This window comes from Cupriavidus sp. PB-02 (assembly GCF_058252315.1).
This window is the reverse complement of record NZ_JBXPSX010000003.1, coordinates 743031-764418: the sequence shown is the minus strand read 5'-3', so window position 1 is coordinate 764418 and position 21388 is coordinate 743031. Positions and strand designations below refer to the sequence as shown.

Below are 21388 nucleotides of genomic sequence, written 5' to 3'. Positions count from 1 at the left end.
ACCGGTCGGTCATTCTTGCTCAACGAGACAGTGCTTGGGTCGCTTGCCAAACCTCGCAACGCAAAAAGGAATAGAGAATCTCTGAACTGATGTATGGCCTGCTCCACGCGTCGCGCAGCGGCACGAAGGCCCACATTATCAGGAGACGCCCCTCTTCACGGTTCGCAGAAATGGGTACGCACAGTCGCAGACCGATGTCATGGGCATGGGTCTAGCGCTCGGCATGCGGAGTTGACCTCATGGCGCGGCACGTTGCTGCTTGCCACGGCGCGCTCTGTGCGGCCTGGCCGGGGCGATCAAAACGGGGCGCCGGTGAGCGCCCATCCTGCCTCAATCGACCGGTTGCCGAAGGCCAACTCGGTTGAGGCGAAAGATCACGCCGAAGCTTCGGGTGTCACGACGGTCTGTGCCACCTTTTTCGCCGGGGCTCGCTTCTTCGTTGCGGACGTCACCGCAGCCTTCTTCGGCACAACAGTCGCGGCGGCTTTGCTACCAGCAGCCTTTTTCGAGGCGACCTTCGTGGCGGCAGCTTTGCCGGAAGTCTTCTTGACGCCTACAGCCTTCGCTTTTTTCGCCGCGAGCTTGTCCTTTGCGGCTTGCTTCTCAAAACGCGCTGCGGACTTTGCGGCTTCAGTGGCTTTCACGACCTCACGCTTTGCGGCTTCAATGGCCTTCTTCGTGTCGGCGCGCAGTTTCAGCAAGCGCTTTTTCGCTGCCTGGGCTTCACGTGCGAGCACGCTCGCCTTCTTCGTCGGTGCCGTCAACTTCTTTGCGACAGGCTTCCTTTTGGTAACCGCGCTCGTCGGCGTCGATGCTTTGGCTTCTGCGACCATGTTGATTATCCGTTATTCGTTGGAGCGCGGAGTATAACCTTTGTCGCGATCTGCAGTGATCCGTGGGCTCACCATGGGGTTGCCAAACGGCTGAAATATCAACCAACGATCCGATGTGTTTCAGCTTCGCTCCGCTGCATTGCAGCACACGTAGAGCTTGAATCCGGGGACAAGAGCGTTTAGTGTCAATGCTTGGTGTGCGCATACTCAGCGCGTCCTCGCACCGAGTTCACTCAATGTTGGTCCTGTCATCCTCCGTGGAACTCCGTCCACGGACCAGCAGTCGTAGTTCCTTTTCCGCCCCCCGACAAAGGAGCCTGACATGCTCAGTCCGCATGAAATTGCCGCGCTGCTACTGCTTGGCGATGCGCAAGACATCGACGATCTCGAACCGGAACAGTTAGACGGCTTGCTGGTCCACAAACTGGTGACGATGGAGCATGGCCACGGCAGCCCAAATGCCCACCCTCGCTTGACGAGTCAAGGGGCTTCTATGCTTGAAGCCCTGCGCCGCATTCCGTAACACGGCTCCTGCCGCAGGCGGCGCGATCTTCGTTCTTGGCACCGGGCATGAATGGTGTCCACCTCCGAGACTCGAGATGAGTTGTATGAAGTATCGAGAGGCCCCTATCACGTTGTGACCTATTTGTCGCGAAGGATTGCTAACGCCGAATGTCGCGGATCACCATTGCCTCGTTGGAGAAGCGGTATTGCTAGGCGCAGTGGTGAGCAACGTCATCGTGGACGGCCGACATCGAATTCTTGCGACTGCCACTTGCAGGGCCAACTGTGGTGTTTGGATGATGGGCGCGGGCACCGCGGCTAGGTATTTTGTCGAGTCAGGGCGCGGATGCCAGGGTATATCTCGGAGCGCCACCGGGGGCCAGAGAAAAGATCATAGTGGCCGCACCGGCGCGCCGTCACGTGCCGCTTGTCCCGTGCCGCAATGCCGCGGCACAGACCGTGCGCTGCGTGGGTCTGCCCGCAGCCAGAAATGGCGTCGTGGTCGCCTTCTATGGTCAGTAGCGTAGTGGCGCGGATGTCTTGCGGACGCACGGGCTGCCCTTGCACGAACCAATTGCCGCGCGCCAGACGGAATTCCTGGAACACGATCTGGATGGTATCCAGGTAGAACTCGGCCGCCATGTCGAGCACCGCGTGGTAGGCATCGCAAACGCGCCGGAGGGCTTCGGCACGCTCGTAGTCACCCACCACGCGTTCCAAATAGTAGTCCCAGTGCGACGTCGCCAAAAGACCTGGCTGTGCCGCCATCAAGCCGGCAAGCTGCAGGAAGTTCGGGTACACCTTGCGACCGGCACCGGCATAGCGACCGGGCACTGTATAGATCAAATTCCGTTGAAACCACATAAGGGAGTGGTCTGCGGCGAATCTTCCCACTGCGGTGGGGCTGCGACGCGCATCGATCGGCCCGCCCATTAGGATCAGACTCCTGGGAGTCGGCTCGTCCGCGCTGGCCAACAGGGAAACAGCCGCCAGGGCCGGTACGGTGGCCTGGCAGATGGCAATCACGTGCAGTGGTTCCGCCGCGCCAATCTGACGGATAAACGCCTGCAGTTCGGTGACGTAGTCATCCAGGTGAAACGGCCCGTCCACCAGTGGAACACAGCGCGCATCAATCCAGTCCGTCACATAGACAATATGCTCGGGCAATAAGGTTTCGACGACCTCGCGAAGCATGACGGCGTGATGCCCAGCCAGCGGCGCACAGACCAGCACAGCAGGTCTTGTATGCGAAGCGGCGGCGCCAAGTGTGACCGGATCAGGTGCGAAGCGCAAAAGGCGGCAAAATGCCCTTTCCAGGACGACTTGCTCGACCACAGGGATGACGCAGCCGTTGTGCTCAACAGCTGCGATACCGAACCCCGGCTTGTCGTAGGTTTGTCCCAGACGGGACAGCATTTCGTAACCAGTGGCAAAGGCGGGAGCGCCCGGTATCTGCGACAGCGGGTTCTCATGATCGGAAAACGCGCTTGCCGCGTTCGCTGCCCACACAGCGAATGGCGCGAACATTGCGCGCTGATACTCCATGAACCGGTAGAGCATGGAGGCCTCCAAGAAAGTACACCGGGCTGGCCGGCGGCCACGATCCAAGCTCCAGACCTCATCGGTCCAGATCGCTTTGATGAGGGCGATGTCGAGGCAGACGTACCGCTGGATCTCGTCTGCGGCCCCCATACCTATGCGGGTGCAGGGGCTGTACCAGAGTTTCACTATAGGCGGGGCAACTATTGCTGCAGTGCCAAAGATCGGTGGAAAAACTGATTCCTTGGTCGCGGCGATCATCGTCGATGTAGGAACGCTCGTCCCTCCGATTTACGCTGTATGGCTCGAGTCGCCGATTTGGCGACCTGTGCGTGCTCATTCATGAGCACATCACGTCGGCTCAGCTTCACGAGATCATCCAGGCGTCCATGGGCTGGACGGACGATCATCTGCACCAGTTTATGATTTCGTTGAGGCGGAGAGCGGCGCACCAGACGCCGAGGCCGTCAAGTATCAATAGCTTGATGGGGGTGTGGCGGGCGTTCGCAAACAGGTAAGCGTGATGAGATTGGGCTGTGCCGAAGACCTGCACCACGCGCGCCAGCAGCCGCTCGGTATCGGCAAGCACGTCGATGGGCTCGACAGCCAGCCGCAGCACGCCAATGCGAATCATCGCATCCAGTCCCCGAGCAGTTGGGCAGCATTGCTGCGCCGCCGGGAGCGGCCAGTACACGATCAGCGTGCCGCTCATGGCGCTGGACCTCGATGCGGCAATGGCTGAACATGCGGAGGGATGGCCCAATCCACCCAAGATAAGCAGCATCAACAAGCCTTATAAGCGGCATGTCGATGAGGCTTGTGGCGTGGTGGACGGGGCTTGGCGCGATCTGGTCGCACGCGCTGGAGACGTGTTGCGATCAAGGTCAAGGTCTCGTTCAGGGCAGCCTTGGCCCAGCGCAGGCCGAGCAGCAGTGCAGGCAGGACACGTTTAAGGGCGGTGATGGCGTAGGCACGGTTGATCCGATGATCCGAGTCAATGTCATGTTCCTGCGCGGCCGCAAGACAGCACAGGGCGTGCAGGTTATCGCACAGGACTTTGGCTCCGAAGTCCTGCCTGGCGGCCAACTGTGAGAGGCCGGACAGGTGTTCGAGTGCCATGCGGTGTTTGAGGCGTTTGAAGGCCTCCTCGAGACGCCAGCGCTGGTGATAGAGATCGCGGAAGGTGGCAGCCGGATGGCGGTGCCTGTCGAGCAGATTGGTGATGAGCACGCGAACCTTGGCGGCTGGCGAGATCTGCCGGATGAGCCGGACGGTCTGCGGGACGGACGCACATTCATAGTCGCGCGCGTCATTGCGGGCTGGAGCCGGGAGCGTGACGACGGTCTCGGCGCGGCCGGAGCGGACGAAGTCCCGCAGGGCAGCAAAGCCGCTACCGTCGGCGCGCATGCAGAAAGGGATGTTTCGTTGGTTGAGTACGGCTACCAGCCAGCGGGCCGGGTAGCCGCGGTCGAGCAACAGCAAGTCGTCGGATTGCAGGCGGTCCAGATGCTCGAACAGGATCTGGCGTTCGTTCTCGAGCACGCTGTGCAGTGAGGCGGCGAGCATCATCTCGGCCCCGGGGAGGTACAGGCCGAAAGCGAGTTGATCACGGGTGGCGGCTCGAGGCAGATGGCTGTGGCGGATGGCAAAACGCAGGTGCGAGGCGTCGGCTGCGACCAGCCGAAAGCCATGCCAGCGCGGCAAATGGTTGGACACCTGCTGAAGCAGCCAGTCATTGAGGTGAGCAAAGACATCGCCGCTGAGTTTGCTGCGAGCCTGGGCGAAGGCTTGTTCACTGACTCGCCGGCACAAGGTGTTTTGGCGGGCGAGCGCGGCGAAGAATTGATCGAGTTCGGCTTGAACGCCCATGCGCAAGTTGCCAAGCATGAACGCGATCAGTGTGGGCAGGGTGAGCTTGCGCTGACGGGTGAATGCGGCTGGATATTCGGGATGACGGGCAAGATCGTGAAAGACCTTGGTGTGCAGATATTGGGTAAGCGTAGCGAACAGATCGGACAGGGGCATGAGAGCCAAGCGAAGATCGAGAAACGATCCTCTATTGGCCGCCGCCCTGCTTGCGCTAAACAGCCAGCGCAAGCAGGGCGGCGGCCGCTCGAACCTCGTCATCTGTCAAGCGTGCGCGTGGCAAATTGCGATTCTATTTGACGGCTTATCTTGGGTGGATTGAGGGATGGCCCCATGGCCGAACCGCTGCGTCGGTCCCCGCCGGCAAATGTGACTAGCGCGACTGTTTTCGGATGATTTCAACCTGCTCATCGATAATGGCCAAGAGCTCGGATACTGAGCCGGAGAAATGCTGTCGTACCTTCTCTCGTGTTTTGCGCTCGCTGGCTGAACGCACGAGCTCGTAGCTACCACCTTCTTGCGAAAAACGGATGACTCGCAGTTCCTTGCTGGGCGGAACCCGCAGCCAATAAGAATACCCATTCCTTATCCCTTTCTCTGTGCGTTCGTGAGGAATCAGGTATGGCCGGGCAAGCATGATCTCGGCGTGAATCGCTTCAAAGGACATGGTGCTGCTCTCAAAAAAACGAAACCCCTGCATTGCGGGCAGGGGCGAATTCTATTCTGGGGGGCAGAAGCTGAGGTTTAGGCGTCTTCTGCAATCAGGAATCTCTTGGGGTTCTTACCGAGCCAGGCCGGTTGGCGACCACGGCCGGACCAAGTCTTCCCGGTCTTGGGGTCACGGTACTTAGGGGGCAGTTCCGACTTCGGCTTGCTTGCACCGCTGCCCGCTGGACGGCCGCGACGGCGCTTGGCAATGTCTTCGACCGTCAAGCCATACTCCGCCATCAGGGTCTGAATCTTCTCGATGACGCCCGCTACTTCATTAGCGCGTACCTCTTCCAGTTGGGCTTCGAGGGCCTGCTTCTGGGACATGAGTTCCTTATAGGATGCCATGCGCGTTTCCTTTCCAGGCGAGGGATGAGAGAAGATAGTTTAAAGCTAATCAAGCTTAGACGCAAAATTCTTTTCACCCTATCCTTATGGGCGCACAATCCAATGGAAAAACATCGATGTAATGCCACCTGAATCAAGCCGTACTCCGAGCACATTATCGATTAGCGCGGTGAGCGCAAAGCGGAATGGCGCCAGCGCTATGAGAGTCAGTGTGATGCTCTCGGCAAGGCCGCGTGAACAATTGGGGCGGGTATTGGATTGCAAACGCCCCAGGCAAGTTGGGGAGCGCTAGGTTCCCCAGCAAGAAGAGTTCACATATTGGCTCGTATTCGGTGCTCGACACGGACGCTGAGACCGTCGTGCGGCCGCCCGACGACGTCCCCGCATGGCCTCTCCCCTCGCTCGCCGGACAGGTCCGTTAGCGCAGCCTCGGGGTCGCCGGCGGGACTTGTTTCGCCATCTCCGCACTTCAGTCATCTTGGCATAAGGCGAGGACATGCTCGTATAAGCTCTGTGACTCGCTCTAGCGCTCTGGGATCGCAGAACTGAGCCGGAACCTGGCCACAAGCCAGGCGTTGGAGAGACGAATATTGGTCTCCTATCTTGCGGCTAGACAAGCCAGCTACGCAGGAATGACCTGAGGGTGCAACAAATTGGGCCGCAAGACGTAATTTTGGCCCCCAAAGACCTTGTGACTTCAGCAGAGGAGCTTAGCAGCCTTGGCATCGACCGACCGATGGCTTGCATCGTAGACGCAAGTCGTCCTTTGCGGCCCAATTCATTGCACTTTAGCCCACCGCGGCTCACTGCGCTTTCAAGGGCTGCAGTTCCGGGTTCCGGCTACGCTTCCTTGCCTTCCGCACGTGGCTGTCTCGGATACAAGATCACCAAGCCTGCCCCCCTTCGCGTGGGGACCACGCGATAAGCACAACGTTATCGTGCCTTATCGCCGCGGCCTGGCACGCCCTCCCCTGCTCCGTTCGCTTCAACGAGTCGCTTACTGCCTCAAGCTGGCGGATTCGCAACGGCGGTAGCCGGCCATGAAGCGTCACTCGCCCGTCGCAGCAACCAGACATTGGATCGGCCGGTTCGCCTTGGGAACGGTCGTTGTCCGGCCAGCCCTAATTGGGACAGTTTGCCTCGCAAAAATCGACACTTGGATAAGTGGAGGCGACTGGGGCCTCGAGCCCTGAGATTGGTTTCACATTCACAGAGAGCCCGACTTCCCCGGAGAGGGTTAGGATCACCCAATCTAGGGTTGCGCTCCCCTCGGCGGTCTAAGGGGGCGACTGGCGCGTCAAGTACAAATTTTGGCAGCACGGGTGAAATTCCGACGGGAGATTCATGCCACTGCCGCATCCCGTCTTACTGCTATACATTTAATCTCGACTAGCAGGCCGGGATGAGCAAGCTCTGATACGCCGATAGCAGTCCATGCGCACGTACCGCGCGGAAACACGCGATTCTTTACCTCTCTGAAAGTCGGCATATGCTGACTCATATGAACATGGTATGTCGTCATGTCAAGGACGTCCTCAAACGTGCAGCCGGCTGTTTGCAGCAATACTCGCAGGTTTTCCCAGCAAGCGAAGAATTGCGCTTCAGGGTCAGCAATTACGTGAAGGCCTGCCGTCCGGCCAACCTGTCCGGCACAGAAGACAGTCGCACCAACCCTGACCGCCGGTGCATAGCCAGCACGGTCCATGATTGATTGCATTGCGGGAGGAACGATGACTTCGCGGTCTTGCATGTGGTATTTCCTTTGAATAGTACGAGGCGGCCCGAGGGGTAGACTAGTAGTGAACCTCCAGTAGGCTGCCATGGCGAGCGCGGCCACAGGTGACTCGGGATCTCATGCTTGCATCAGCTTGTGACGTTGATTACGCTTGCCAGAATGTCTTCGCCTAGCTACCTATGCCATTGAACCCCCGCCAACTCGAAGCCTTCCGTAGTGTCATGGTGTCCGGCAGCATGACTGTCGCGGCCGAACTGCTGAAGATCAGTCAGCCCGCAGTGAGCGCGCTCATAAGGGATCTCGAGAAAAGACTGGAAATTCGTCTATTCAGGCGTGAGGGAAATCGCCTCATTCCCGGAGCCGAAGCCCAGCGGCTGTTCCGTGAGGTGGACAAGTTCTACCAGGGTATGGAGCAGATCGAGCGAGTGGCGCTGGACCTCAAGTCAGCGCGCATCGGCACCTTGCGTGTTGCGTCAATGCATACTTTGGGTTTGAGCTTGCTCACCGAAGGAGTCAGGCAATTTTCGCTCTCTCGCCCCGATTTGGCGATCTCGCTGGACGTTCGAAACTCTCTAGGCGTGCTGGAGCTCGCCGCTGCGCACCAAATCGATATCGGCTTTGTTCAGATGTCGGGCACTGAGTATCCAGGGGTGGATGTTTTCCCGCTACCAAGCGTCGCGGCAGTCTGCGTCCTCCCTCGCGGCCATGCCTTGGCCCGCAAGAAGTCATTGAAAATTACTGACCTGCAAGATCAGCCGCTTATCTCCTTGAGCCGCAATAGCCCTGTGCGTATGCGATTGGAGATGGAACTCGAAGCTGCCGGAGTGACATGCAAACGCTCGGTGGTCACGTCGCTCGGTCACGTGGCATGCAGTCTGGTGGCAGGCGGACTTGGCCTAACTGTAGTCGATCCCTTCACCGCTCGCAGAGTGCGTGATTCCGGCGTAGTTTGGCGCCCTTTGTTGCCCGCCGTGAAGTTTCACTTTTCGATGGTTCTGCCTACCCATCAACCTCGATCAAAGGTTGTTGAGGATTTCATCAAAGTGGTCAAGGAACTCTTCAAAGCCAACGTGCCTTTGCCATAGGCGGCTCAAGCCCTATCTACCAGGCATTCTGGCTCACACTCGCCGGCCATTGGGCACCAATCTGGTCGAAGGCATCAACAATCGGATCAAGGTGATCAAGCGCATGGCCTACGGCTCCCGTGATGACCATTACTTCTTCCTCACCGGAAGCGGCCTGCCTGGAATCGGCGATGAACCAAAAAGGCCCTCCGCATGGGAGGAGCCAGTACTGCTCGGTGCTCCGCAGCCAGCACCGGCCTCAGCAGTGTGTCAATTCAGTCCAGCGAAATCCTGGAATGGTCAATCACCTCACCCCAACGTTTCCCTTCCTTTTCCTGGAGCTGAGTCATGTCTGCACTGGAGCCAGAGTACGGTCGTGCGCCTTGCTCCGCCAGTTGGGAAATGAAGCGCTTGTCATTGGCCACAACAAGCAAAGTATCCTGCAGCTTCTTCACTATCTCCGGCTTGGTACCGGCAGGCGCCATCAGGCCATACCACGATTCGACAACCGCATCCTTGACACCTGCTTCAGCGAAGGTAGGTACGTTGGGGATAGCGGGGTCGCGCTTTTCGCTAGCGACAGCCAGCAAGCGGACCTTACCTGCCTTCGCATAGGGAAGCACGTTCGGCAGATTCGCGAAGATCACTTGCACCTGCCCCGAGAGCAAGTCGACACTTGCAGGCGCAGCGCCCTTGTACGGCACGTGTACGAAGTTGGCTCCTGTCCTGGACATGAACAGTTCACCGATGAGGTGATTGATCGAGCCCATGCCGGCCGAAGCCATATTCAGCCTGCCGGGATTCGCCTTCGAATAGCTAATCAGCTCCGAGACGCTCTTCGCGGGAGTATTGTTGGATACGGCCAGCACATTCGACACTGTCGAGAACATCGCGACCGGAATGAGCTTCTTGGGATCGTACGATAGCCTCTTGGTAAGGAGAGGCTGAACTGCCTGTCCCATCGAGCCCAGCAACAGGGTATATCCATCCGGGGCGGCCTTGGCAACGAATCCGGCACCAATTGCACCACCCGCGCCGGCCTTGTTGTCGACGACAACTGGCTGACCGAGCTTTTCCCCCATTTGCTCGGCAACCAGGCGACCCATCATGTTGACCGTGCCGCCAGCAGCAAAGGGCACCACCAGCATGATTGGCTTCGAGGGATAAGTCTCCGCGCCAACACCCGGCGAGAGCGCGGCGATGGATATGAACACTGCAATAGACTTCCACATAATCAACTTCTCCTTGAGCATCTCGCCTTAAGCGACCAGCTTGCCAACAGCCTCGTCGAGTGCCAGTTGCGAACGCTTCAATCGGCTGCGTGCCTCGCTTGCCCATTGCTGATCTGCAGCGCGCTCCTGCGCTGCACGCTCGAGCAGGCGTGCGACCTGGTGGGGCCCGACGCTTCCGTCAGTAATCCGGGTCTCGACAAAGCGAAGCGGATCGAGCGCTTCCCGTACGGCGGCGTCGCCCAGGTGCAGTGCGATGCCAGCCGTTTCGAGCGCAGCCTCGTCGAGACGAGCACTAGTCAGTTGATCAGGGCGCAGTTCTTGCCCCACGCAGTTTCGCACGGCACGGGCGACGATGTGGTGCACCTGGCGGAAGGACAGGCCTCGTTCGCGCACAATAACGTCCGCAAGGTTGCTCGCGGTGCACCAACTACCCTTGAGCGAATCGGCCATACGGTCTTGGTGCACGATTAGGGTTTCGATGACGCCGGTGAACAGATCGAGCATGCCCTCAGTCGTTGCCATGGCTTCATCGATATGAGAGACGGTGCGCATAGCCTGGTCGCCCGTTCCTTCCGCCCGGAACGTAGCCAAGGCGGTGCTCAGCCACATTACTGCGGGACCGGCCGCCTTCCTAATGGTCTCCAGAGCTACCGGGTTCTTCTTTTGCGGGAAGATGCTGCTCGTACCACAGTAGCTGTCATCGCATTCCACGAACCCGAATTCGGTGCTGGACCAGATGTGCAGATCGGTAGCCAGGTCGTTCAGATCGGCCATGATGAAAGACAGAGCACAAATGGCATCTGCAGAGTCAAAAGCTTCACGACCAAGCTTGGAGTTCTCAACTTGACCATCGAACCCGAGCAGTTCCGTGGTTCGCGCGCGGTTTAGCGGCCAGGACGTGCCGGCAAGGCCAACCGTTCCCAGTGGATTGCGGTTGACGCGCCCGTAGGCTTGAGCCAGACGCTCAAAGCTGTCATGCAGACGAGAGCTGAAGCTGAGGAGATAATGACCAAAGACCCAAGGCTGGGCTTGCTGCATATGCGTATAGCCGGGCATGATCGTATGAGCATGGTGGCGCGCCTGCTCAGCGATCGCCCCTTGGAATTCGTTCAGCCGGTCCATCACATCCAGAATGCGGTTGCGCTTATAAAGTCGGCGTACCGTAGCGCCTTGATCAATCCGACTGCGGCCGGTGTGCATCTGGCCGCCCACATCCTCTCCAATGGTGCCGAAGAGATACGACTCGATCTGCAACAGGAAGCTACCTTTGCGCGCATCAATTGGAAACTCCGAAGGCTGCATGTTCCGAATGGTCAGCAACTGCTCCAGGATGGCGCGACCGGTGTCCACCGAAAGGATGCCCTCTTCTACGAGCATGGTGGTATGGGCGAGATCAACGGCAACGAACTCATGAAACTGCCTGCGTTCGCGCTCGAGGCCCGGCAGGGCGTAGTGCTTCGTCAGCCGAGAAGCGGGGGGCGATTTGAGTCGAGCCTCGGCAAGTGTCGTTTCTTGGGATGTCGCGGAAGTCATGTCGGTAAGTGGGGGCGATCAGCATCCGGTTTGTGTGGTGGTGCTTTTCTACCCGGCAACAATCAAATCAGACAGGGGTTCTCCAGGCGCGCTCAAGCATATTGCGCTGGGCGAAATATCGAAATGAACCTTCACCGAAGAGCGCAGCGCGCTCAGTCCGGCGAGTCCGATTCCTTGATCGAATGATGGATTCTTGGCCAGGCGGGCACAACTACAGACGAGGTTGGACGCGCATAAGAGATTCTTCTACTTACGCACAGCTCTGGTGCGATCGCCGCTCGGCCGTGCGGTCCATCATCCGGATCTTCCGCAACGGGCGACGACGAACTGGACTACCCACTTGAGCGAACGGCGCTACTACCTTGGAAGCAGTCGTTGGGGCCGCGCGGTGCCGAACGGCAGAAGGGGGGCACAGAGACAGCCGTGGCCTGGCGGTGGGCAGCCGGCCGAGACCGGCCATGAAGCGTCGTTGGCCCGCACGATCACTCGGCCGTTCGAACGTCGGTTTCAGCCAAGCTAACGGACTTTCGCTGGCCAAGAATTTAAGTCACATCATCGCCGACCACTGGCCGGCTGACGAGTCGAGTTTGACCATGATCAAGTCCGAGCGATCCGGCGCCGTTCCCTGGCACCAAATGCAAGGCTCCTGGCACGGAAAGCAAAGTCCGGATTGACCCGCAACTCCTACATTGATGGCAACGCGATGTGCGTTGGAAGTCCATATCAAGAGGAGACATAGAATGGATACATCCAGTCTTTATTACGGACCATGGTGTCGCGGTCTGGCTTGCGAATATCGCACGTTCCGATTCAGTCTTGGTGCGTTCGGAGGCTGAATGATGCGCGTAGAACAACTGACCGCCAGCATCGGCGCCGAACTCGTAGGCATGAAGCTCGCTGATGCTATTCATGACGACGGCCTGTTCAACGAGATCCGCGCCGCCTTGCTACGGCACAAGGTCCTCTTCCTGCGGGACCAGGACATTTCCCGCGCCGAGCATGTCGCATTTGCCGAGCGCTTTGGCAAGCTGGAAGATCACCCGGTAGCCGGCAGCCATCCGGAGCACCCGGGGCTCGTGCAGATCTACAAGCGGCCGGACCAGCCGATCGACCGTTACGAGAACGCCTGGCACACCGATGCGACCTGGCGTGAGGCACCTCCGATGGGTTGTGTCCTGCGCTGTGTGGAAACGCCCGCGGTCGGGGGCGACACGATGTGGGCGAACATGGTTCTCGCTTACGAGAACCTGCCCGCGCACGTCAAGGCGGACATTGCCGGCCTGCGGGCACGGCACAGCATCGAGGCGAGCTTTGGCGCAGCTATGCCGATCGAGAAGCGCCTGGCGCTGAAGGCACAGTACCCGGATGCCGAGCATCCGGTCGTACGGGTTCACCCGGAAACCGGCGAGAACATCCTCTTCGTCAACGCGTTCACCACGCACTTCACCAACTTCCATACGCCCGCATACGTGCGTTACGGCCAGGATTACAACCCGGGTGCGGCCGACCTGCTGCGTTACCTGGTGACCCAGGCCTTCATTCCCGAATACCAGGTGCGCTGGCGCTGGAAGGCCAACAGTATGGCGATCTGGGACAACCGCAGCACCCAGCATTACGCAGTGATGGACTACGCGCCCTGCCATCGCAAGATGGAGCGCGCCGGCATCATCGGCGACAAGCCCTTCGGCATTGGCGAAGGCGAAGGCGAAGTCAAGGCGCATATGGCCCAGCCGGTCATGGCCTGAAAGATTTATCCCAAGGAGAGAGACATGGATTTCATCGACGGTTCGCTGTTTCCTGAAAATCAGCAGAAGCTTGTCATTACCGCAGCCCCTTATGGTCCGGAATGGCAGCCCTCCGATTTTCCGGACGACATCCCGGTGACGATGGAGGAACAGATCCAGAAGGCTGTGGACTGCTACAACGCCGGCGCTACCGTGCTGCACGTTCACGTGCGCGAAGCGGATGGAAAGGGCTCGAAGCGCCTGTCCAAGTTCAATGAACTGCTTGCCGGCATCCGCGCCCGGGTGCCGGACATGATCCTGCAGGTTGGCGGGTCGATCTCGTTCGCGCCGGAGAACGAAGGGGATGTGGCCAAGTGGCTGTCGGACGATACCCGCCACATGCTGGCGGAACTGAAGCCGACGCCGGACCAGGTGACGATCGCGATCAACACCAACCAGATGAACGTGGTCGAACAGATGTGCGCAGCCGACGTTGCCGGCACCTCCCTCGCTGAGCCGGCGAACTACCGCGCCTATCGCGAGATGACCATCCCCGCCGGACCGGAATGGGTGGAAGAACATATCCGCCGGCTCAGCAGCAATGGCATCCAGACGCACTTCCAGCTCGCCAGCATCGCGCAATTGGAGACGGTGGAGCGGATGATACGCCGGGGCACCTGCAATGTGCCCCTGATCCTGACCTGGGTGGCGATCGGCGGCGGCTTCGAGGCGCCTAACCTCTACAACCTGGCAAACTTCGTGCGGGCCTGCCCGAACGGCTCGGTGCTGACCCTGGAAACCTCGATGCTCAACGTGCTGCCCCTCAACATGATGGCGATCGCCATGGGCCTGCACGTGCGTTGTGGTATCGAGGACAACATCTGGACGCAGCGACGGGACCGCAAGATGGGCACGGTCGAACAGATCGAGCAGCTCGTGCGCATCTCGCGTGAATTTGGCCGGGACGTCGCCAGCGCGAAGGAAGCGCGTGAGATCTACAAGATCGGCACGTTCTACGACAGCGCTGATGAGACATTGGCGGAGAATGGCTTTGCGCCGAACCGCAAGCCCGGTCAGGTCGGCCTCACTCAGCACGCGCGCCGTTGATGTGCCTCGCCCGGCTCGCTTGGCTTAGGGACTGCCTCGGTATCGGATCGCCCAGACCCGGTCCGGGGGCGATCCGGGGATGGATATCAGCCTTTGCCGAAGTTCAATGCCGACGCTTGATCTATTGCCACGCATAAGCCAGACCTGCGCCATAGGTGATCTGATTGCGGGTGCCGCGCTGGCTGACGATCGGGCTGTCAGCGGCGCTCCCGGCAATGCGCTGCATGTAGACCATTGCGCCGGCATACCAGTGCCTGTCGATCTGGTAGACGGCTGCCAGCCACCCGGTGCCTTGCTGCAGTCCGCCGCCCGGAGTGTAGACGGGGAGTCCGCTGGCCGCGCTGTCCTCGGGCGTCACGCCGTAGTAGGTCCGGTTGAAGCTGCCGCTTGTCCACGTCAGTCCGAGCCCGAGGCCCAGCAGCACGCGGTGGTGTACTGGCACCCAGAGGCTGCCATTCGTCATCACACGCGGGCCGCCGTAGACGATGCCGGCATTGGTCATGACGTTGATGCTGCCGCGCAGACGGAAGGGGATGCCCCCGGCGTGGATGTACTCGTAGCCGAAGTAGCCGCCGGCCTCGACGGTGGTGTCGATCTCGTGAATTTTCGCCACCACCGGGTCGTCGACGTTGTTGCGCCCGAGACGCAGCGCGACGGCAGGCCCGTACTGCCAGCCCGTCAGGCTGCCGAAGTTGAACTGCGCATACGGGCCATACCATTCGAGCAGCTTGCCGCCGTCGGTCGTATAGCGCAGGCCCGGGACTGCGCCGATCATCCGTTCGTTGCCGCCGGCGTACTGCGTGGTCGACCCGATGCCGATGCCGAAAAAGTTGGGGATAGCACCCGGCAGGTCCACCGGCAGCGCCTGCGAGCCGTGGGCGGCAAGCGCGAGGATCGTGCCGGCGATAGCCTGCCTGTACGGAGGGGCCGGGCCGCGTAGAAGGAGAAAGTGCCGGGCCGGGGAGTGTGGAGCCGGATGCAGGTCTTTGGTATGTCGCCTTGTCGCCAAGTCCATCGATTCCCTCCGGAGTCAGGTATTCATTCGCTAGCGTCGGCCACCACCGCCGCGCCCGCCGCAAAAGCCTCCACCGATTCGGCCGCCAAAGCCGCCCCGGGCGCCACCGCTCGCCGCGCGCGACCCTGAGCCGAGGCTCGTTTTGCCGCAACTGATGTCGCACTGCAATTCGCTGCCACCGCTGCCTACGCCCTGGAATCCGCTGTCGCGTCCCCCGCCCGCGCCGCGCGTCCGGAGGCATTGCGTCCCAGGATTGCCACTGTGTCGATTAGCCAGGCAGACGGGCGACGGGCCATGATCAATCTCTGGCCGATGCGATAGACGTGGCGTGCCGGGGCGGTGAAGTAATCGAGGAAGGCGACCTCCATACCATCTTCGATCAGCGTCTCGCAAGCCAGTGCAGTCTTCACCTCGACAAGCGTTTCGCCCGCATGCACGAAGGCCTGCAGGAGAACAGTTGGCCGGCGCCTCGACTTGGCGTCCTTCGATGCTCAAGCGTACCAGTACCATCGTCGCACTCTGCCGTGTCGCGGCCGCCGACGCCACACTGGCGTTTCTGCCGAAAAGGTCATATAAGCCATAGCATACGGAAGGTTATCCGCCTGCCCACAGGGGTTTCGCCCCACCTATAAGTTGGCCGCGCACGGACCGGCGCCTGGTTGAGGTATTCGATTATCCAGGCACGACGGAGGTATGCCATGCGGGAACCCAAGATCGTCCTCGGCTCAAAGGCCGGGCGATCCTCGAAATCGCGGAGACGGAGCTCGTGCCGGGAGATGTGGTAAATCAGCGCGGTACCAACCATGCCTGGACCGCGATTGACGGCACTGCACGGTTTCTGGCGATTCTGGTCGACCGCCAGCGCATCTAGACGCGTGTCAGCGAGGCGTGGTGCGAGGGTACGGTGAGCAGGCGGAATCACCTCATGTCGCGCGCGCCTCTCAGGAACGCGGTTTTGCTGCGGCGCCGGGTGACGCTCCCGCTCTGGCGGTTAAGCATGGCAAACGTCAATCGACACGTCATTACGACCGCATCCGCTTTAGTTCATCGATGCGGAGATGATAGCTTCGTAGTAGACAAGCTTTATCGCCACAGGCGTTGCGAGAATCGCGAAGCCATGCTCGTTGATCCGCTCGTAACCGTGTCTTGTTTGTCGATGTTTTTATCATTTGATTGTAGATTTCTGCCAATGTTTTATCGACACGGGCAAGTTCCGCATCCCCACAAATAAGCTGCGCTTGAACAGATATGAGCTTGCTGCAATCAAAACTTTGAATCAACGCAGTCTTCGTCTCGTATTGAGTTTCCAGTAGCCCTGGCTTACAGAGACCTTGCAGCGACTTACAAGCGACGTGGCGCCCGACCCATGCCATGTCTCGCGCACCATATTGCTTAACGAAACGATTGATGCCCGCGTGGCTGACCCCTCTTTGCATTGCGTTTGCCGCGATTATTTCGTTGCAAAGCGAGTCCTCGGCGTAGGTTCGCCCATCGCGCCGGTAGCAACTGTGAAAACCGAGCATCCCAGTACCAACAACACTTCGGCGTTCCCCTGAAGCGAACAAGATGGAAGCGCAAGCGGACGCGCACCTGGCATTATCTGGAACTGTTGTATAGACGCGAACTTTATCCATTGCATCGACGACTCGGAAAGCAGCCTCAACATTTCCTCCTGGACTATTTAAAACAAGGGTAACGAGTCCTTCGTCATCACGGTTAGCCATTTTGGCGAACGCCAGAAACTTCTCTGCATCACCTTCCTGAATCCTCCCATCCCCGATAAGCATTTTCAGCTTAAGTTGGGGTTGGTAGTAGATCTTGAAGTCCATCCCTAGCGCAACACCGGGAAACATAAGCACAGTGAAACAGAGCCAAGAAAACAACCGTTGGATGAAGCCTTGCGCCGCCGCGTCCTTGGCTGTTGGGTGCTGAGTGCTGCGCATACGCTTCTCCTCGGAATGTCAGAAGCCGAACGCCTTGTCCATTTCAATGGGAAGGAAGGCTATCTATGTGCCCGCGAGTTGTTCGGAAATGAGACCTTGCCGAGTGCACGTAGCCCTACATGGGGTGATCGTACTTTCCGTGCATTTTCTGGCAGTTTGTCCCGGAAAGTGCCGATCCATCAAGGACTTACACATACACAGATCGCGCGAGACTCATTGCGGCGAGAAGCCTTGCCACAGGCGGCTGCGAGCCCTGCTACCGCCACTTTTTACACGGAAAGTACGATCACCCCAAGTCGGAGCCGTCGCGGCGCGCGAACTCAAGATGTCCACAACGCCCGTGACGGAGTTCGGGCGATCTGCTGCGCTAAACAGGTAGGCTAGCCGCCTTGAATCGTTTCCAGAGGCGGCGCAGCGGCTCCCCGTCAGCGCTGAGACATCTTGCGATATAGCCGCGCGCATAGCCAGGCCAATGGCCAGTTGCTGGCGCTCCGCTCCCAGGCGGAGCAACAAGCCCTCAGCAACAGCCATATCATTGCGCCATCCCAGGTCATCCTGCAGGCGCGACAGTTGCCGACGATAGCGGCTCACTTTGTTCGCGGGCAACAAAGATTCGAAAAACTCGGTCGCGTAACGCAGCTTCGTTGCAGCGATACGCGCACGATGGCGCCGCTGCTCGTCAATCTTTGCCATGCCTCGCCCCCGCTTGAGCAGCCTGCGTTGCCGCTCGCGTAACGTCGTCAGGGGAAACTCGCGGACAGGTTCGGTGAGTGCCGCGCGCTGCGCCTCGTCAAGGCCATGACGCCAGTCCGCGCTGCCCAACCAATGGCTCAGTGTCAGGATCAGCCGTGTGTAGCGCTCGGAATTCACGGCTTGGGCGGCGCGCTGCCGGGCCTCGGCGGCAACCGCCTTCGCCGCGGCCAGTACCCCATCCGCGCGCCCTGCGGCGACGTGCATCGCGGTCGGAAACACGTCGTTGGATGACTGGCCGCGATTGACGTCGTCGTTAGGATGAGTTTTGCGCGCCTCGCCGCGCTCGCCGCCGATCAGTTCGCTTGCCCGGTTCGCGATCACCTCGTTCAGGTTCATGTTGGTCTGCGTGCCGGAACCGGTCTGCCAGACCGCGAGCGGAAACTCATCCGGATGTTGTCCGGCGACGATTTCGTCTGCGGCCGCCATGATGGCCCGCGCCTTCTGCTCGTCGAGCACGCCGAGTTCGAGGTTGACCTCGGCCGCCGCGCGCTTGATCCATGCAAGCGCCTTGATCAGCTCGGGCGCCTGCTTCTCTGAAGAGATGCGGAAATTCTGGAGCGAGCGCTGCGTCTGCGCGCCCCACAGCTGGCTGGCCGGCACGGCGATCTCGCCGAATGTGTCGCGCTCCATTCTCACGTGCTCGGTCATCGCTCACCCCATTAGATTGAATATTCATGGCTCGGCCCCATGGCGTCGAAGCCGGGTCTGTCCGCTCGCCGGCGGGCACCATCGACGGGATAACACAAGATTAGTCCAGCCAAGAGGTTCTCCCAGAACTTATCCGCCCCGGGGGCGGGAAGTCACGTAAGACGGGTAGTGGTCGCGGAATTAATCAAAAATACGAGAACCGCCACGAGGGGCGCTTCTCGAGCATCTCTGCTGGTGTGCCCATGCTCGGGCACACGCTTTCGAGAACCGTGAATTCTTGCCTATGGGCGGGGGCCGACGGCGAAATTAGGCGTAGCGCCGAATCAAATCATGAATGCGTGGGAAGACTTCGGTCTGCCAACGTGGCCCAGAAAACAAGTCGTAATGGCTGCATTGGCGGGCTGTCAACCCATGGCCGGTCCCATGGAGCGGCTGGCTAGCCGACTAGACTTCCCATCGAGATTTGGGTACACAGCAAAGCTAGCAGTGAAACATTGCGTCCCGCTTTCTGTGCCCTGCATCATGCGTGGCGTGGGGTGCAGCTAGGTCGGCAGTCCTTGATCTCACGATCGCAGACACGCTACTTCGTTGGCCGTTGGCCGGACGCGGTGTAAACTGGGCGCGGCTCTGCAAAGCTGTTTTGTCTCTTACCTGTAACCCCAGTAGGCGATAAGAAGACCTTTTGAGGACGAGCTGTCATCACTGGACGAAGGAGGCAAGCCATGTGGATGAATTTGCTTCTCATCTTTGTTCCGATCGCAATCGCCCTGGAATTCCTTGCTTCCGATCACCACCTCCTGATCTTTATCGCTTCCTCCCTGGCCATCCTGCCGCTCGCGGGACGGATGAGCCATGCCACCGAGCAACTCGCAGAGCGCATGGGCGAGGCGGTCGGGGGACTGCTCAATGCGACATTCGGCAATGCGGCTGAACTTATCATCGCACTTGTCGCCTTGCGTGCCGGCCTCCATCAGGTGGTGGAAGCCTCCATCGTCGGTTCCATTGTCGGAAATATGCTGCTGGTGTTTGGCGCCGCGATGCTCGCAGGCGGCATTCGCTATCCCGAGCAAAGCTTCAACCCGCGCGGCGCGCGTTCCCAGGCGACCATGCTCATATTGTCGGCGATCGCGCTGATCCTGCCGGCCAGCTTCGAAGCGGTAGAGGGCACGACAGCGGTGCTGTACCGGCTCAGCGCCTGGATTTCCGTCGCGCTTCTGGTCGTCTATGCGCTGTACCTGGTGTTCTCGCTGGTCACTCACCCTGCGCTGTTCCGCAGTGCATACGAAGCAGAGCCCGTTGCCCTGGAAGGCGTGGAGAACCAGCCCTCCTCATCCGTAGCGCGGGCGATAGCAATACTGGCAGCAGCCACCGTAGGGACGGCGTGGATGAGCGAGATCATGGTGGGTGCGCTCGGCCCCATGATGCGCGACTACGCCCTCAGCGACATATTCGTCGGTGCCTTTGTGGTGGCGATCCTCGGAAATGCAGCCGAGCATGCATCGGCCATTAGCGCAGCCATGAGAAATCGCATGGACCTGTCGTTTTCCATTGCGGTCGGCTCGAGCGTCCAGGTGGCACTTTTTGTCGCGCCAGTGCTGGTACTGACGAGCCATTTTCTCGGTCCGGCCCCGATGGACCTGGCCTTTCGTCCCGCCCTGGTCCTGATGGTGGTCCTGTCCGTGCTGGTCACGGCGCAAATGGCGAGCGACGGACACGCCGACTGGTTCAAGGGCACGCAGCTCCTGGTCGTCTATTTTGCCCTCGCCCTCACGTTCTTCTTCCTGCCGCGCTAGCTCGCGAAGCAACCTTACCTGCTTCGCGAGAGTCCTGCCGTGCCCTGCAAGCCTCGAGAGCTGCCGCGGCCTGCTTCAGCGCCCATTCGACGGTCATAGCTGCGCGAAATACGGTCAAGCAGACCGGGATCTCGCGGGCTGGCGGCATTGAATTCCACCCGCACGCTGCCGTCGGCCTGCTGGCGGACACTGGCCGTGACGGCATCGCCGTCTTTCGTGCCAACGACCGTGCCGGCGCCGGGTTCCTGGGTGGTGATCGCCAGGCCCTGGTCCCGCATGGCATCCGCAGCCGCGTAGAACGAGCGGTCGAAGGCCGGATATCCATAGTAGGTGCAGCCCGCCAGCGCAACCATGGCAGCGAAGCCAAGGGCATTGCGAACGCGCATCATGGTGACACCCTCCTCCGGTCAAAGCCGGCGGCAAAGGACGAGCCGGCCGTACGATCATCGCGATGCTTCAAAGGACTGCCGTCGGCGACATTGGCATTAGGGCACGCCCGTTACCGCCGCCGCGGCGCAGCATGCCGCGGCGGATAGAGTTTCTGGAACTGTGCCGTCGTGATCCCCATTGCGCCCCTGTCATCGATGATCGTCATCTCGCGCCACGCGCTCGGCGCGCCTTCGAGTCCGGGGAATTCCCTCAACTGCCAGATGCGACCCGTCTGCGTGTCGAGCAAGAAGGGGCCTGCGCGGACCTGGGGATGACTCACGATCTGATAGCGGCCAGGTCCAGCCTGCTGCGGCATGTCATCGGCTCGCTGGGGCGGCGGTATGGCAACCGCTTCACTGCCAGCGGCGACGGGTGCTTTACCGCTTGCCGGGGCTGGCGGCTGCTCGGGGTTGCCGCATGCCCCGACTAAAGCCATCGACAAGCACAACAAATAAGGTGCAATGTAGTGCATGGTTGGCTCCGTGATCTCGCCCATCGCATCCATTGGAAACCCGCTTGGCCGTCGTTCGGGGAACCCACAAGACGCTAAGACATCGCTGCGCACGGCAGCGCGCTCGCATGGCGCGACGCCTCGCAAACCGGACGTTCGATGC

19 protein-coding genes and 4 pseudogenes are annotated in these 21388 nt (G+C 60.1%); 7 read left to right on the top strand and 16 right to left on the bottom strand.

What is annotated here, in order from left to right:
* Positions 1-374 precede the first annotated feature (374 nt).
* Positions 375-833, bottom strand: a complete 459-nt coding sequence (locus tag AC10V3_RS37995) for a hypothetical protein (protein ID WP_022540165.1) — start codon at positions 831-833, stop codon at positions 375-377.
* A gap of 322 nt (positions 834-1155) precedes the next feature.
* On the opposite strand from AC10V3_RS37995, the gene AC10V3_RS37990 reads away from it, so the two are divergent.
* Positions 1156-1356, top strand: coding sequence for a hypothetical protein (locus AC10V3_RS37990; protein WP_022540164.1), 201 nt, complete (start codon positions 1156-1158; stop codon positions 1354-1356).
* A gap of 299 nt (positions 1357-1655) precedes the next feature.
* Here AC10V3_RS37990 and phaZ read toward each other — a convergent pair whose 3' ends face one another.
* The 6 genes from phaZ to AC10V3_RS37960 form a co-directional block, all read right to left on the bottom strand.
* The gene (gene phaZ / locus AC10V3_RS37985) at positions 1656-2897 is read right to left on the bottom strand and encodes a polyhydroxyalkanoate depolymerase (protein WP_022540163.1); all 1242 of its coding nucleotides are present in this window, start codon (positions 2895-2897) and stop codon (positions 1656-1658) included.
* A gap of 385 nt (positions 2898-3282) precedes the next feature.
* Positions 3283-3588, bottom strand: coding sequence for an IS66 family insertion sequence element accessory protein TnpB (tnpB, locus tag AC10V3_RS37980; protein ID WP_349608988.1), 306 nt, complete (start codon positions 3586-3588; stop codon positions 3283-3285).
* Positions 3589-3659: 71 nt separating this feature from the next.
* Positions 3660-4901, bottom strand: coding sequence for an IS4 family transposase (locus AC10V3_RS37975; RefSeq protein WP_051370080.1), 1242 nt, complete (start codon positions 4899-4901; stop codon positions 3660-3662).
* Between the two features lie 214 nt (positions 4902-5115).
* Positions 5116-5409 (bottom strand): hypothetical protein, encoded by a 294-nt coding sequence (locus tag AC10V3_RS37970; protein ID WP_022540160.1) that lies wholly within the window; start codon positions 5407-5409, stop codon positions 5116-5118.
* 77 nt (positions 5410-5486) lie between these two features.
* The gene (locus tag AC10V3_RS37965; RefSeq protein WP_022540159.1) at positions 5487-5798 is read right to left on the bottom strand and encodes an H-NS histone family protein; all 312 of its coding nucleotides are present in this window, start codon (positions 5796-5798) and stop codon (positions 5487-5489) included.
* 1342 nt (positions 5799-7140) lie between these two features.
* Positions 7141-7548: a RidA family protein gene (locus tag AC10V3_RS37960; protein WP_349607509.1), complete on the bottom strand. Its 408-nt coding sequence runs from the start codon at positions 7546-7548 to the stop codon at positions 7141-7143.
* A gap of 164 nt (positions 7549-7712) precedes the next feature.
* Between AC10V3_RS37960 and AC10V3_RS37955 the strand changes: the two genes are divergently transcribed.
* Both AC10V3_RS37955 and AC10V3_RS37950 read left to right on the top strand, forming a co-directional pair.
* Positions 7713-8618: a LysR substrate-binding domain-containing protein gene (locus tag AC10V3_RS37955; RefSeq protein WP_022540157.1), complete on the top strand. Its 906-nt coding sequence runs from the start codon at positions 7713-7715 to the stop codon at positions 8616-8618.
* Positions 8617-8784: pseudogene (locus tag AC10V3_RS37950) on the top strand (transposase); the annotation flags it as partial. The gene AC10V3_RS37955 and the pseudogene AC10V3_RS37950, both read left to right, overlap by 2 nt.
* Positions 8785-8872: 88 nt before the next feature.
* Here the strand turns inward: AC10V3_RS37950 and AC10V3_RS37945 are convergent.
* Both AC10V3_RS37945 and argH read right to left on the bottom strand, forming a co-directional pair.
* A complete protein-coding gene (locus AC10V3_RS37945; protein ID WP_349607512.1) occupies positions 8873-9829 on the bottom strand; it encodes a Bug family tripartite tricarboxylate transporter substrate binding protein in 957 nt (318 codons plus the stop codon).
* A gap of 27 nt (positions 9830-9856) precedes the next feature.
* Positions 9857-11362: an argininosuccinate lyase gene (argH, locus tag AC10V3_RS37940; protein ID WP_022540154.1), complete on the bottom strand. Its 1506-nt coding sequence runs from the start codon at positions 11360-11362 to the stop codon at positions 9857-9859.
* 458 nt (positions 11363-11820) lie between these two features.
* Between argH and AC10V3_RS37935 the strand changes: the two genes are divergently transcribed.
* From AC10V3_RS37935 to AC10V3_RS37925, 3 genes are all read left to right on the top strand, one after another.
* Positions 11821-12036: a hypothetical protein gene (locus tag AC10V3_RS37935; protein WP_349607516.1), complete on the top strand. Its 216-nt coding sequence runs from the start codon at positions 11821-11823 to the stop codon at positions 12034-12036.
* Between the two features lie 165 nt (positions 12037-12201).
* On the top strand, positions 12202-13107 hold the full coding sequence (locus AC10V3_RS37930; protein ID WP_041682377.1) for a TauD/TfdA dioxygenase family protein: 906 nt from the start codon (positions 12202-12204) through the stop codon (positions 13105-13107).
* Between the two features lie 24 nt (positions 13108-13131).
* Entirely contained in the window at positions 13132-14193 is a 1062-nt protein-coding gene (locus tag AC10V3_RS37925; RefSeq protein WP_349607518.1) for a beta-keto acid cleavage family enzyme, read from the top strand.
* Between the two features lie 121 nt (positions 14194-14314).
* Here the strand turns inward: AC10V3_RS37925 and AC10V3_RS37920 are convergent, their stop codons facing one another.
* The 5 genes and pseudogenes from AC10V3_RS37920 to AC10V3_RS37900 all read right to left on the bottom strand — a co-directional run.
* Positions 14315-15208 (bottom strand): MipA/OmpV family protein, encoded by an 894-nt coding sequence (locus AC10V3_RS37920; protein ID WP_022540151.1) that lies wholly within the window; start codon positions 15206-15208, stop codon positions 14315-14317.
* 311 nt (positions 15209-15519) lie between these two features.
* Positions 15520-15712, bottom strand: a pseudogene (locus tag AC10V3_RS37915) (ferredoxin); the annotation flags it as partial.
* Positions 15713-16230: 518 nt separating this feature from the next.
* On the bottom strand, positions 16231-17151 hold the full coding sequence (locus AC10V3_RS37910; protein WP_349607520.1) for a lysozyme inhibitor LprI family protein: 921 nt from the start codon (positions 17149-17151) through the stop codon (positions 16231-16233).
* A gap of 213 nt (positions 17152-17364) precedes the next feature.
* Positions 17365-18027 (bottom strand): annotated as a pseudogene (locus AC10V3_RS37905) (CHAD domain-containing protein); the annotation flags it as partial.
* A pseudogene (locus AC10V3_RS37900) lies at positions 18028-18552 on the bottom strand (lyase family protein); the annotation flags it as partial.
* Between the two features lie 722 nt (positions 18553-19274).
* Here AC10V3_RS37900 and cax point away from each other — a divergent pair.
* Positions 19275-20345: a calcium/proton exchanger gene (gene cax, locus AC10V3_RS37895; RefSeq protein WP_022540145.1), complete on the top strand. Its 1071-nt coding sequence runs from the start codon at positions 19275-19277 to the stop codon at positions 20343-20345.
* Between the two features lie 14 nt (positions 20346-20359).
* On the opposite strand, the gene AC10V3_RS37890 is transcribed toward cax, so the two are convergent.
* On the bottom strand, positions 20360-20734 hold the full coding sequence (locus AC10V3_RS37890; RefSeq protein ID WP_349607522.1) for a hypothetical protein: 375 nt from the start codon (positions 20732-20734) through the stop codon (positions 20360-20362).
* Between the two features lie 110 nt (positions 20735-20844).
* Positions 20845-21246 carry a hypothetical protein gene (locus tag AC10V3_RS37885; protein WP_041682373.1) on the bottom strand — a complete coding sequence of 134 codons (402 nt, stop codon included), beginning with the start codon at positions 21244-21246 and terminating at the stop codon, positions 20845-20847.
* Between the last annotated feature and the right edge of the window lie 142 nt (positions 21247-21388).